Below are 13,228 nucleotides of genomic sequence, written 5' to 3'. Positions count from 1 at the left end.
CCATAACTTCATAAAGCAACACACCCAATTCATCTGCAATGCCCTATATTCTGCCCATGCGGGAAGGATGAGAAACTTCGACTAAGGTTCGATTCGAGCGTAGCGAGAAAGCGTTGCCAAAGGCAACGACCCGAAGGGCGAAGCGCGCAGCGCTGAGTAATCCTTCCCCCACCACCATCACTTCATAAAGCAACACACCCAATTCATCTGCAATGCCCTATATTCTGCCCATGCGGGAAGGATGAGAAACTTCGGCTAAGGTTCGATTCGAGCGTAGCGAGAAAGCGTTGCCAAAGGCAACGACCCGAAGGGCGAAGCGCGCAGCGCTGAGTAATCCTTCCCCCACCACCATCACTTCCTAAAGCAACACACCTCATTCATCTGCAATGCCCTAATTTGCCTGATGCGCTGCGCTTATCAGACCTACAAAGCTCACTGACACCTGTGTAGGCCGGATAAGGTGTTAACGTCGCCATCCGGCAAACAGGCATAAAAAAACCCCGCCGGAGCAGGGTTTTGTCTTGAACAGATAACCGATTAGTGACGCGCGCGAACAATCTGGTATTTGCGTGTCAGATATTCGACCGGAACGCTCCAGATGTGTACCAGACGCGAGAACGGGAACAACAGGAACAGCGTCATACCCAGCACCAGGTGCATACGGAAAATGAACGCAACACCATCCAGATATTGAGACGCTCCGCCCTGGAAAGTCACCACTGTCTGCGCCCAGTTCACCAGCTTCATCATCTCGCTACCGTCCATATGCTGGGCGGAGAACGGAATGGTCAGCAGGCCCAGCGCACACTGAATCACCAGCAGCGAGAGGATCAGAATATCCGCTCCGGTGGTGGTCGCCCGCACGCGTGGGCTGAACAGACGACGTTTTAGCAGCAGTACGCCACCAATCAGACACATCAAACCACTGGCACCGCCCGCGAACATTGCCATCTTTTGTTTCACTTCAAGCGGCAACCACGCTTCATACATCCAGTGTGGCGTTAGCATGCCAAGGAAGTGCCCGGCAAAAATCCCCAGGATCCCGATATGGAACAGGTTTGACGCCAGGTTCATCCCTTTGCGATCCAGCATCTGGCTGGAGGCCGCACGCCAGGTATATTGCCCATAGTCATAACGCAGCCAGCTGCCGATCAGAAAGACAGAACCCGCAATGTACGGATAGATGTCAAAGAAGAACGTATTCAGGAAGTGCATTATTGCTGTCCTCCGGTGGTGATATTCAGATACTGCGGCGCAACGGCCCCGGCAAAACGACGCTGGTGAGCGGAGATTTCCGACTCGCCACACCCCTGATCGGCGAAGAATTTTACCTGCTCTTCTTCCCAGACCGCATCCAGCGCTTGTGGGGTATCATCACGTGCTTCATCCGCAATTTTTTCAGCCACTTTGTCGCTGTCGATAACGGTATTCGCCAGTTTTAACAGCAGATCGAACAGCACCGCATAACGGCTTTCACGCTGTTGCAAACGAGCGCTGAGCAAAGCCAGAATCGGCGCGATATCCTGCAAACCACCTAACGCTTCGCTTTTCGGCAACTGCGCAAGGTATTCCAGATACAGCGGCAGATGATCGGGAAGTTCGCGGCTGTCGAGCTGCAAACCGTGCTGCTCATACTGCGCCATCAGATCAACCATCGCCTGACCGCGGTCGCGGGACTCACCGTGAACATGTTCAAACAGCAGCAGCGATGTGGCGCGGCCACGGTCAAACAGTTCGCTGTAGGCGGCCTGTACATCCAGCATGTCCTGCGCGGTCAGATCGCGCAGGAAAACGCCCAGGGTCTGGGCATCCTCTTTATCCAGGTTCTCAGATGACGCGAGTGCATCGAAAAGTTCCTGCTGATGCTGCCACAGGGCAGCATCCGGGTACTCGAGCAGACGCGAAACAATGACGAGTTCAATCATTGGTGCGGCTCCGTTTTGCTGGTCACATCAACAGCGTCAATGCGGCGGCTGTTGAACAGATTGAATTTAGTATCAGAACCATGGCAACCGTCGCCGAAGGTAAAGCCACAACCGCTTTTCTCCGGGAACGCGTCACGCGCCAGTTCGCGATGGCTGCTCGGTACCACGAAACGATCTTCGTAGTTGGCAATCGCCAGGTAACGATACATTTCCTGTGCCTGCGCTTCGCTTAAACCCACCTCTTCCAGCGCACGAGTATCAACTTTACCGTCAACGGTTTCCGCGCGTTTGTAGTGACGCATCGCCAGCATACGTTTCAGCGCTAACAGTACCGGCTGAGTGTCGCCTGCGGTCAGCAGATTCGCCAGGTACTGAACCGGGATACGCAGACTGTCAACGTCCGGCAGAATACCGTTGCTGCCAAGCTCACCCGCATCGGCGGCAGACTGAATCGGTGACAATGGCGGCACGTACCAAACCATCGGCAGCGTGCGATATTCCGGATGCAGCGGCAGCGCCAGCTTCCAGTCCATCGCCATTTTGTAAACAGGAGACTGCTGTGCGGCATCAATGACGCTCAGCGGAATGCCATCCTTCAGCGCCTGTTCAATAACAGCCGGATCGTTCGGATCGAGGAACACGTCCAGTTGACGCTGGTACAGATCTTTCTCGTGCTCGGTGCTTGCCGCACTCTCAATCGCATCCGCGTCATACAGCAGTACGCCGAGGTAACGGATACGACCGACGCAGGTTTCGGAGCACACGGTCGGTTGACCGGCTTCGATACGCGGGTAGCAGAAGATGCACTTCTCAGACTTCCCGCTCTTCCAGTTGAAGTAGATCTTCTTGTACGGGCAGCCGGTGATACACATACGCCAGCCGCGGCACTTATCCTGGTCGATCAGCACGATGCCATCTTCTTCACGCTTGTAGATAGCGCCGCTTGGGCAGGTCGCCACGCACGCCGGGTTAAGGCAGTGCTCACACAGACGCGGCAGGTACATCATGAAGGTGTTTTCAAACTGACCGTACATCGCCTTCTGCATGTTTTCGAAGTTCTGGTCTTTGGCGCGTTTTTCGAACTCGCCGCCCAGAATTTCTTCCCAGTTTGGACCGTTGGTGATTTTGTCCATCCGCTGACCGGTGATCAGCGAGCGTGGACGAGCAATCGGCTGCGCCTTACTGTCTGCCGGGGCGTTGTGCAACGTCTGGTAGTCAAAATCAAACGGCTCGTAGTAATCATCCATACCCGGCAGATGCGGGTTAGCAAAGATTTTACCCAGCAGCAGCGCTTTGTTACCCATGCGCGGCTGCAGTTTGCCATTAATTTTACGGATCCAACCGCCCTTCCATTTTTCCTGGTTTTCCCAGTCATTCGGAAAGCCAACGCCGGGCTTACTTTCGACGTTGTTGAACCAGGCGTACTCCATACCTTCGCGGCTGGTCCAGACGTTTTTACAGGTCACTGAACAGGTGTGGCAGCCGATGCACTTATCGAGATTCAGCACCATGCCGACTTGTGAACGAATTTTCATTTTACGCTCTCCTGTACCTGGTCATTGCCTTCGCCATCCAACCAGTTAATGTTCTTCATCTTACGTACAACTACGAACTCATCGCGGTTTGAACCGACGGTACCGTAGTAGTTAAAGCCGTAGGCCAGTTGCGCATAGCCGCCGATCATATGGGTCGGTTTCGGCGTAATACGGGTCACCGAGTTGTGGATCCCACCGCGCTGCTGGGTGATTTCTGAACCCGGCAGGTTAACGATACGTTCCTGCGCGTGGTACATCATGGTCATCCCAGCCGGCACACGCTGGCTGACAACTGCACGCGCCGTCAGTGCGCCGTTGCTGTTGAAGACTTCGATCCAGTCGTTATCCTCAATACCCAGATCCTTCGCATCGACTTCGCTCATCCATACAATCGGGCCGCCGCGTGACAGCGTCAGCATCAACAGGTTATCGCTGTAGGTGGAGTGGATACCCCATTTCTGGTGCGGCGTCAGGAAGTTGAGCGCTTTTTCCGGGTTACCGTTAGATTTCTCGCCGATTACCGCTTTCACGGAACGGGTGTCGATTGGCGGACGATAAACCAGCAGGCTTTCACCGAAGTCACGCATCCACTGATGATCCTGATACAACTGCTGGCGACCAGACAGCGTACGCCATGGGATCAGCTCATGAACGTTGGTATAACCGGCGTTATAAGACACATGTTCATCTTCCAGGCCTGACCAGGTCGGGCTGGAGATAATTTTGCGCGGCTGCGCCTGAATATCGCGGAAACGAATTTTTTCGTCTTCTTTATTCAGCGCCAGATGCGTATGGTCACGGCCGGTAAACTCGCTCAGCGCCGCCCAGGCTTTAACGGCTACCTGACCGTTAGTTTCCGGCGCCAGGGTGAGGATCATCTCTGCGGCATCAATCGCTGTATCCAGCATCGGCTGGCCTTTCGCCGGACCTTCAGCCTTGGTGTAGTTGAGCTTACGCAGCAGATCCATTTCGCTCTGGGTGTTCCAGGCAATCCCTTTACCGCCATTACCGATTTTTTCCATCAGCGGGCCGATGGAGGTGAAACGCTCGTAGGTAGCCGGATAATCACGTTCAACGGTCATGATATGCGGCGCGGTAACACCAGGAATCAGGTCACATTCACCTTTTTTCCAGTCCTTCACGTCTAATGGCTGCGCCAGTTCGGCAGCGGAGTCGTGCTGAATTGGCAGCGTAACGACATCGGTTTCTTTACCAAGGTGGCCCACGCAAACTTCAGAGAACTTTTTGGCGATAGCTTTATAGATTTCCCAGTCGCTCTTCGATTCCCAGGCCGGGTCAACGGCTGCAGACAGGGGATGAATAAACGGATGCATATCCGAGGTATTCATATCGTCTTTTTCATACCAGGTTGCGGTCGGCAGCACGATATCGGAATACAGACAAGTACTCGACAGGCGGAAGTCCAGCGTAACGACCAGATCCAGTTTGCCGTCCAGTCCGTTATCCTGCCATTCCACTTCTTCCGGCTTCACGCCGCTCTGCTGGCCGAGATCTTTGCCCTGAATACCATGTTCAGTACCCAGCAGATACTTCAGCATGTACTCGTGGCCTTTACCGGAAGAACCGAGTAGGTTAGAACGCCAGATAAACAGATTACGCGGATGGTTTTTACCGTTTTCCGGCTGCTCTGCCGCAAAGCGAATGGAACCATCTTTCAGGGATTTAACGGTGTAGTCCACCGGCGTCATGCCTGCTTTCTGCGCTTCTTCGGCGATACGCAGCGGGTTAGTCCCTAACTGCGGCGCAGATGGCAACCAGCCCATACGTTCAGCGCGAACGTTAAAGTCAATCAAATGACCGCTGTAGCGGGATTTGTCTGCCATCGGGGACAGCAGTTCCTGCGCAGTAACCGTCTCATAGCGCCATTGGCTGGAGTGGTTATAGAAGTAGGAGGTGCTATTCATATGACGAGGCGGACGCTGCCAGTCAAGCGCAAACGCCAGCGGCTGCCAGCCGGTTTGCGGGCGCAGTTTTTCCTGGCCGACATAGTGGGCCCAACCGCCGCCGCTCTGGCCGATACAGCCGCAGAACACCAGCATATTGATCAGGCCACGATAGTTCATATCGAGGTGATACCAGTGGTTCAGGCCCGCACCGACGATAATCATCGAACGACCGTGCGTTTTATCGGCGTTATCCGCAAATTCGCGGGCGATGCGTACGATCTGAGAGCGTGATACGCCAGTGATTTTTTCTGCCCAGGCCGGTGTGTACGCTTTCACGTCATCGTAGCTGGTTGCGCAGTTTTCATCGTTCAGACCGCGTTCCAGACCGTAGTTGGCCATAGTCAGATCGTAAACGGTGGTCACCAGCGCGGTAGAGCCATCGGCCAGTTGCAGGCGTTTAACCGGCAATTTATGCAGCAGAATGTTTTCCAGTTCTACTTTGCTGAAGTGCTCGGTGCCTTCGCCGCCAAAGTACGGGAAGCCCACTTCGGCGATATCATCCTGGCTACCCAGCAGGCTGAGCTGCAGTTCGGTTTCATCACCAGACGTGCCGTCGCGCTGCTCGAGGTTCCATTTGCCTTTTTCACCCCAACGGAAACCAATTGAACCGTTTGGCGCAACCATATCGCCGTTGCTGTTGATAGCGACGGTTTTCCATTCCGGATTATTTTCCTGGCCCAGGGAGTCAACCAGATCCGCTGCACGCAGCATACGACCAGCAGCATAGTAGCCGTCGCGCTCTTCGAGCATCACCAGCATTGGCATGTCGGTATAACGACGAACGTAGTCGGTGAAGTACTGGCTCGGGTTATCGAGGTGGAACTCGCGCAGCATGACGTGGCCCATCGCCATTGCCATTGCCGCATCGGTTCCCTGCTTCGGTGCCAGCCACAGGTCGCAGAGTTTGGCGATTTCTGCGTAGTCCGGGGTAATTGCTACCGTTTTGGTCCCTTTGTACCGAACTTCGGTAAAGAAGTGTGCATCCGGAGTACGGGTCTGCGGGACGTTAGAGCCCCATGCAAGAATGTAGCTGGAGTTATACCAGTCAGCAGATTCCGGTACGTCAGTCTGCTCGCCCCAGGTCTGTGGGGAAGCCGGCGGCAGGTCACAGTACCAGTCATAAAAGCTCAGGCAGGTACCGCCAATCAGCGACATATAGCGTGCGCCGGAAGCATAAGAAACCATCGACATCGCCGGGATCGGTGAGAAGCCTGCGACACGGTCAGGACCATAGGTTTTGATGGTGTATACGTTAGATGCGGCAATCAGTTCATTCACTTCCTGCCATGAAGAGCGAACAAACCCACCACGACCACGCGCTTGTTTGAAGCTTTTTGCTTTATCGGCGTCTTCGATAATGGATGCCCATGCATCTACCGGATCGCTGTGCAGCTTTTTGGCTTCACGCCACATCTTCATCAGACGTTTGCGCATCAGTGGGTATTTCAGACGGTTAGCGCTGTAGAGATACCAGGAATAGCTTGCACCACGTGGACAGCCGCGAGGCTCGTGGTTAGGCATATCTGGACGCGTGCGTGGGTAGTCAGTTTGCTGGGTTTCCCAGGTCACCAGACCATTTTTCACATAGATTTTCCAGCTGCATGAGCCTGTGCAGTTTACCCCGTGGGTTGAACGTACGACTTTGTCATGCTGCCAACGCTGGCGGTATCCGTCCTCCCAGTCCCTGTTGGTATTGAGAAGCTGGCCATGCCCATCGGCAAAGGTTTCGCCCTTCTGCTTGAAGTAGCGAAACCGGTCCAGGAATTTACTCATCGGTTTTCTCCTGTAGGAGCCTGACGGCTCTCTGATAAATCGACATTGCTTGATTGAGTGCGAAGGTAACGCTCTGAAAGGGCGTGAGAATTGATAACGATCAAGGCAGGCAGGGATGAAAACAGAGGGTCGATTTTCACATACCCCCTTAGTGGGATATTAATAAATCAGTCAACATATTGAATTTAAATGATTTTATTAAAATCACTTATCATACAAATGTTAAATTCTTTATAAGTGGGTATTAAGGGGTATCCCCCCTGCCAGGCATATCACCCGCACCGTTTTCGCAGACTTACGTCATGAGCTCATATATAAGTATGTTGTAACTAATTTAGAGCAAAAAAAAGCGCGGTCTAACGCCGCGCAATGGATAATCAACTGCTACTACTTTTTTACTTTTTAGAATGACGTCCGTATACCGCCCAGGTGATAACCACACAAGCGACATAGAAGATCAGAAATACTTTCATCGCATCGACCGGAGAGCCGGTTAATGCCAGGGACGTACCAAATGCTTTCGGGATAAAGAAGCCGCCGATCGCACCAATAGCTGAGATAAAGCCCAGCGCCGCCGCAGTGTCGGTTGCCGCCTCACGCATTGCTTTCTCTTCAGAACCCCCTTCAGCTTTCACTCTGTCCATCGTCAGCTTACGGAAGATAACGGAGATCATCTGGAAGGTTGAACCACTTCCCAGACCAGCCGTCAGGAACAACGCCAGGAACACCGCAAAGAAGGCGATAAAGTTGCCGCCGACACCGTTAGATGGCAACGTCAGGAACAGCAAGGCACTGAAAATAGCCATCAGTACGAAGTTCACCAGCGTAACGCGGGTTCCCCCCAGACGGTCAGAGATAGCCCCGCCCGCTGAACGAGCCAGCGCGCCAATCAACGGTCCAAAGAAGGCGTAATGCAGGATCTGCACCTCAGGGAACTGCGTTTTTGACAACATGGCAAAACCGGCAGAGAAACCGATGAATGAACCGAAGGTTGCCAGATACAGCAGGCTCATAATCCACAGATGCCCACGTTTCAGCACCGGCAATTGCTCTTTCAGCGACGCTTTTGAGGTTGCCAGTTCATTCATACCAAACCATGCAGCCAGCGTTAACACCGCAAGGAACGGTACCCAAATCCATGCGGCGTTTGCCAGATACAGCTGCGTACCATCCGGTTGTTCAACCCCGTGGCTACCAAATGCGGCAAAGATTGACAGTGAAACCACCAGCGGCGCAACCAACTGCATCACGCTGACGCCCATGTTGCCCAGACCACCGTTCAGACCCAGCGCACCACCCTGTTTCTGTTTTGGAAAGAAGAAGCTGATGTTTGCCATGCTGGACGCAAAGTTCGCACCAGCGAAGCCGCACAACAGGGAGATAATAATAAAGGTACTAAACGGCGTGGAGGTATCCTGCACCGCAAAACCTAACCATACGCAAGGAATGATCAGGATACCGGTGCTAAACGCCGTCCAGCGACGTCCACCAAACAGGGGAACCATAAAGGAGTACGGAACACGCAGCAGCGCGCCGGACACCGAAGGTAATGCCGTCAGCATGAACAGCTGTTCAGTGGTGAAATCAAATCCGACTTTCGGTAAGTTCACCGCCACGGCGCTAAATAACATCCACACGCAAAACGCCAGCAGCAAGCAAGGGACGGAAATCCACAGGTTACGACTGGCGATTCGTTGACCACGCTGCTGCCAGAAGGCGGGATCTTCCGGCCGCCATTCGGTAATTACAGCTCCAGATGCCCTTTCCGGGGCAGATGAGTGACTCATAGACACCTCTGATACTTGTTTCGATGCCTGCAACATTAGGGTTTACAGCTGGAGGTAAGTTGATATAAATCAAAGGAAAAGGTGTCATTATTCATGCCTAAAATTTATCATTACCCTTAATGAGTACATAACTTCGGTAAAAAAGATGTGGTTTTTCACGCTTCTGTCGTCCCCTACTCCCCCTCGTCCTGGAACTCTCCCTCTACTGGCAATTAAGAGGTAGCCCGTTTGAGGTATGGGTATACTCCAGTGTATCGCCGAGAATAACGCCACTGCCTGCAGCAGAATCGTCATTCAATAAGGTTTTCTGAACAGCGAAAACCCGAAGGAACTAGTCACCATGTTTAAACGTTGTCTCTCCCCGCTCACGCTGGTCAACCAGGTGGCGCTGATTGTTTTATTGTCTACTGCCATCGGCGTGGCGGGTATGGCTGTCTCTGGCTGGCTGGTTCAGGGTGTTCAAGGTAGCGCTCATGCGATCAACAAAGCGGGTTCGCTGCGTATGCAGAGCTATCGCCTACTGGCAGCCGTACCGCTTGACGCGAGCGATCAATCGCTGCTGGATGAAATGGAGCAAACGGCGTTTAGCCCGGAATTGACGCGCGCTGCGCAGCGTGACGGACAACAGGCGCAGTTAAAAGCATTACAGGATTACTGGCATACCGAACTGGCGCCGGGGCTTGCGCATGCGCAAACGCCTGATGCGGTAGCGCAAGATGTGACGCGCTTTGTGGACGGGCTGGATAAGCTGGTCACCGCCTTTGACCATACTACCGAATTACGCATTGAACGCGTCGTCCTGCTGCATCGCCTGATGGCCGTATTTATGGCATTACTGCTGGTTTTCACCATTATCTGGCTGCGCGTGCGCCTGTTAGAGCCGTGGAAACAGCTGCTGGCGATGGCGCGAGCCGTCAGCCAGCGTGATTTTACCCAACGCGCGAATATCAGCGGGCGCAATGAGATGGCGGCGCTGGGCTCGGCGCTAAATAATATGTCGAAGGAACTGGCCGAAAGTTACGCGGTGCTGGAACAGCGGGTACAGGAGAAAACGGCGGGCCTGGAGCACAAAAACCAGATCCTCTCTTTCCTGTGGCAAGCCAACCGCCGCCTGCACTCTCAGGTACCGTTGTGCGAACGCCTCTCGCCGGTACTGAACGGCCTGCAAAATTTGACCCTGCTGCATGATATTGAACTTCGGGTTTATGACCTGGAAGATGAAGACAATCATCAGGAATTTACCTGCCAGTCCAATGCCAGCTGTGATGAGAAAGGCTGCCATTTGTGTCCGCGCGGCACGCTGCCCGCCATTGACGGCGGTATCACGTTGAAATGGCGACTGACCGATGCGCATACCCAGTATGGTATCCTGCTCGCTACTTTGCCGAAGGGACGCCATCTCAGCCACGATCAGCAGCAACTGGTTGATACCCTGGTGGAGCAACTGACCGCCACGCTTGCGCTCGACAGGCATCAGGAGCGTCAACAGCAGTTGATCGTGATGGAAGAGCGTGCCACCATTGCGCGCGAACTTCATGATTCTATTGCACAATCGCTCTCCTGTATGAAGATGCAGGTTAGCTGTTTACAGATGCAGGGCGATGCGCTTTCTGACAACTGCCGCGAGCTGCTCAGTCAGATTCGTAACGAGCTGAATGCTTCGTGGGCGCAATTGCGTGAGCTGTTAACCACTTTCCGTTTACAACTGACGGAACCGGGATTGCGACCGGCGCTGGAAGCCAGCTGTCAGGAATACAGCGCCCGTTTTGGATTTACGGTGAAGCTGGATTATCAGCTGCCGCCGCGCCTGGTACCTTCACATCAGGCTATACACCTGCTACAAATTGCGCGCGAAGCCCTGAGCAACGCCCTCAAACACTCTCAGGCCGACGAAGTGGTCGTGACGGTGGTGCAAAATGGCAAGCAGGTCAAACTGACAGTGCAAGATAACGGCTGCGGCGTACCGGAAAACGCCGAACGCAGTAACCATTATGGCATGATAATCATGCGCGACCGTGCGCAAAGCTTACGCGGCGATTGCCGTGTACGCCGTCGCGAGACAGGCGGTACTGAAGTTGCTGTCACTTTTATTCCCGAAACAAACTTCACAGAAGTCCAAGGAGATACCCATGAGTAATCTGGAACCGGCAACCATCCTGTTGATCGACGATCATCCGATGCTGCGAACCGGTGTGAAACAGCTTGTCAGCATGGCGCCCGATATCACCGTTGTCGGCGAAGCCAGCAATGGTGAGCAGGGTATCGAGCTGGCAGAATTCCTTGATCCCGATCTGATCCTTCTTGATTTGAACATGCCTGGCATGAACGGTCTGGAAACGCTCGACAAACTGCGTGAGAAATCCCTGTCGGGTCGTATCGTTGTGTTTAGCGTATCCAATCATGAAGAAGACGTGGTTACCGCACTGAAGCGTGGCGCCGACGGTTATCTACTGAAAGATATGGAGCCGGAAGATTTACTGAAAGCATTGCAGCAGGCTGCCGCTGGTGAAATGGTGCTGAGCGAAGCCCTGACCCCGGTTCTGGCCGCCAGCCTGCGCGCAAATCGCGCAACGTCCGACCGTGATGTCACCCAACTGACCCCGCGCGAACGCGATATTCTTAAGCTCATCGCCCAGGGTTTGCCTAACAAGATGATCGCCCGCCGACTGGACATCACCGAAAGCACGGTAAAAGTTCACGTGAAGCATATGCTGAAGAAAATGAAGCTCAAATCACGCGTTGAAGCCGCGGTATGGGTGCACCAGGAACGCATTTTCTGATAACGCATTCATGCGTCATTGTTAACGAGGATCATTTTCCGAAACCGTAAAAAACGGTTCGGTCAGTGATAGCGTGATCTCATTGGAAGAGACACGCTGGCCCTGCTCATCTTCTACCACCACAGACAACCGCCAGCGGTTCATCGCACCTTCTCTGTTGTCCCACTTCGGCATAATAATCGTCCAGCCCTGCGCGCTTCGGCTATTGCTGCCAGCCGTTAAGCTCAACGCCTGAGTATCGCCCTGCCACGCCAGATGGCGGATCCCATGCAGACTACGGACCTGCAGCGTCAGCGCCACCGTCTCTCCCGGTTTGAGATCCCAGGGCGGCGTGGCCAACAATACCGACAGCGTTTTACGCTGGCGATATTCCAGCGTCGGCAAATTGTTACGCTGCGGAGCATCATAGCGACTGCCGCGCAGCGAACGGCTGTTTGCCACCTCGCTGACCATCAGCTGTTTTTTTAGCGGCACGCCAAAACGGTAATTAAGCGTGAAGCCGAGGTTATTCTGGCTGATGCCGCTTTCACCCTGTTTGTGTTGTGCTGTCACTGTGATCAGCGGCACCGGCGTATAGCTCAGTCCGAGGTTCACCGCCACCGGATTGTGATATCCGGTTCCCGAATGAAACAGATCCACCTGGTCGCCAAAATACTGTTCCACGCTGACGCTGGTATTGAGGTGTTGATAAAACGGCATACGCATTTGCGCGGTCAGATCGTAGCCGCGGGCCATCCTTTGTTGCTGGGTTATTGAACGCTCCTGCCAGGAGGACAACGGTTGATAATAGTTTGCGGATAAGCGCAAATATTCACCCCACGCCTCTGCGCCGAGGCCGCCCCGGGGCAGATTTTCATCCAGCAGGTTGTCATAAAAGGTGTTATAACCCACTAACCAACCGTCACGCACCCAACGCTGCCCAATCCCCGCATTACTGACTAAGCCTTCATCCTGTTGCGTCAAACCCAACTGGCTCCAGGTCAGAAATCGTTGATTGTCCTGCCACGGAATAAACCAACTTCCCCGACTTCCGGTAAAACTGCCTTCATTATCAACCTGCAACCCGACGCTGGCGTTTCCCCGCACAGAGAGCCAGGATTCCAACTGCTGATTCACCTGTTCGCTGACCGTGTCACGCACCTGGCCAAAGGCGAACTGCTTCGCCTGTTCACCGGTATCAAGACCGTTATCGATCATGCTGGCTTCACCAAACGCTTTAACCATTTCGGCAAAGTGCTTTTCACCTGCCCGCGATTCAGGCGCCATACCGAGATCGGGCAAGCCATCGCTATTGTTGTCGAAAGGGTTTTCAGCCTGGTGAATAAAAGACGACTGCGCGCTGGCAGTACCGCCTGCCAAAGGCAAGAGTAGGAGAAGAGAAAATCTACAACTTAAAATACGGCTCAAATCGTTACTAGCTTTAATATCATTGAATTTGGGGATCACAGCTTAAATCCTACC

At 53.7% G+C, this 13,228-nt stretch carries 8 protein-coding genes and 2 other RNA genes; 4 read left to right on the top strand and 6 right to left on the bottom strand.

Annotation, left to right across the window (positions count from 1 at the left end):
- The first annotated feature begins 46 nt into the window (after positions 1-46).
- A non-coding RNA gene (locus OGV77_RS01145) (RtT sRNA) lies at positions 47-177 on the top strand.
- 43 nt (positions 178-220) lie between these two features.
- Positions 221-351, top strand: a non-coding RNA gene (locus OGV77_RS01140) — RtT sRNA.
- 186 nt (positions 352-537) lie between these two features.
- Here OGV77_RS01140 and narI read toward each other — a convergent pair.
- The 5 genes from narI to OGV77_RS01115 all read right to left on the bottom strand — a co-directional run bounded on the left by narI (position 538) and on the right by OGV77_RS01115 (position 8,987).
- Positions 538-1,215, bottom strand: a complete 678-nt coding sequence (gene narI, locus OGV77_RS01135; protein WP_003833386.1) for a respiratory nitrate reductase subunit gamma — start codon at positions 1,213-1,215, stop codon at positions 538-540.
- Complete coding sequence (gene narJ, locus OGV77_RS01130) at positions 1,215-1,925, bottom strand: nitrate reductase molybdenum cofactor assembly chaperone (protein WP_008784959.1); 711 nt, start codon at positions 1,923-1,925, stop codon at positions 1,215-1,217. The genes narI and narJ overlap by 1 nt, the downstream gene beginning before the upstream one ends.
- Positions 1,922-3,460, bottom strand: coding sequence for a nitrate reductase subunit beta (narH, locus tag OGV77_RS01125; RefSeq protein ID WP_087050483.1), 1,539 nt, complete (start codon positions 3,458-3,460; stop codon positions 1,922-1,924). Before narH ends, narJ begins: the two co-directional genes overlap by 4 nt.
- Positions 3,457-7,200 carry a nitrate reductase subunit alpha gene (locus OGV77_RS01120; protein WP_047410758.1) on the bottom strand — a complete coding sequence of 1,248 codons (3,744 nt, stop codon included), beginning with the start codon at positions 7,198-7,200 and terminating at the stop codon, positions 3,457-3,459. Before OGV77_RS01120 ends, narH begins: the two co-directional genes overlap by 4 nt.
- A gap of 395 nt (positions 7,201-7,595) precedes the next feature.
- Complete coding sequence (locus OGV77_RS01115; RefSeq protein WP_003833390.1) at positions 7,596-8,987, bottom strand: NarK family nitrate/nitrite MFS transporter; 1,392 nt, start codon at positions 8,985-8,987, stop codon at positions 7,596-7,598.
- Between the two features lie 340 nt (positions 8,988-9,327).
- Between OGV77_RS01115 and narX the strand changes: the two genes are divergently transcribed.
- Together narX and narL are read left to right on the top strand one after the other, a co-directional pair.
- Positions 9,328-11,124: a nitrate/nitrite two-component system sensor histidine kinase NarX gene (narX, locus tag OGV77_RS01110; RefSeq protein ID WP_043016124.1), complete on the top strand. Its 1,797-nt coding sequence runs from the start codon at positions 9,328-9,330 to the stop codon at positions 11,122-11,124.
- Complete coding sequence (narL, locus tag OGV77_RS01105; RefSeq protein WP_087050482.1) at positions 11,117-11,767, top strand: two-component system response regulator NarL; 651 nt, start codon at positions 11,117-11,119, stop codon at positions 11,765-11,767. The genes narX and narL overlap by 8 nt, the downstream gene beginning before the upstream one ends.
- A gap of 21 nt (positions 11,768-11,788) precedes the next feature.
- Here narL and OGV77_RS01100 read toward each other — a convergent pair whose 3' ends face one another.
- Positions 11,789-13,192, bottom strand: coding sequence for a YchO/YchP family invasin (locus OGV77_RS01100; RefSeq protein WP_087050676.1), 1,404 nt, complete (start codon positions 13,190-13,192; stop codon positions 11,789-11,791).
- Between the last annotated feature and the right edge of the window lie 36 nt (positions 13,193-13,228).

The sequence above is a fragment of the Citrobacter sp. Ce129 genome (genome assembly GCF_030334545.1).
In the GTDB taxonomy this organism is placed as follows: Bacteria; Pseudomonadota; Gammaproteobacteria; order Enterobacterales; family Enterobacteriaceae; genus Citrobacter; species Citrobacter europaeus.
This window is presented reverse-complemented; position numbering and strand designations above follow the sequence as displayed.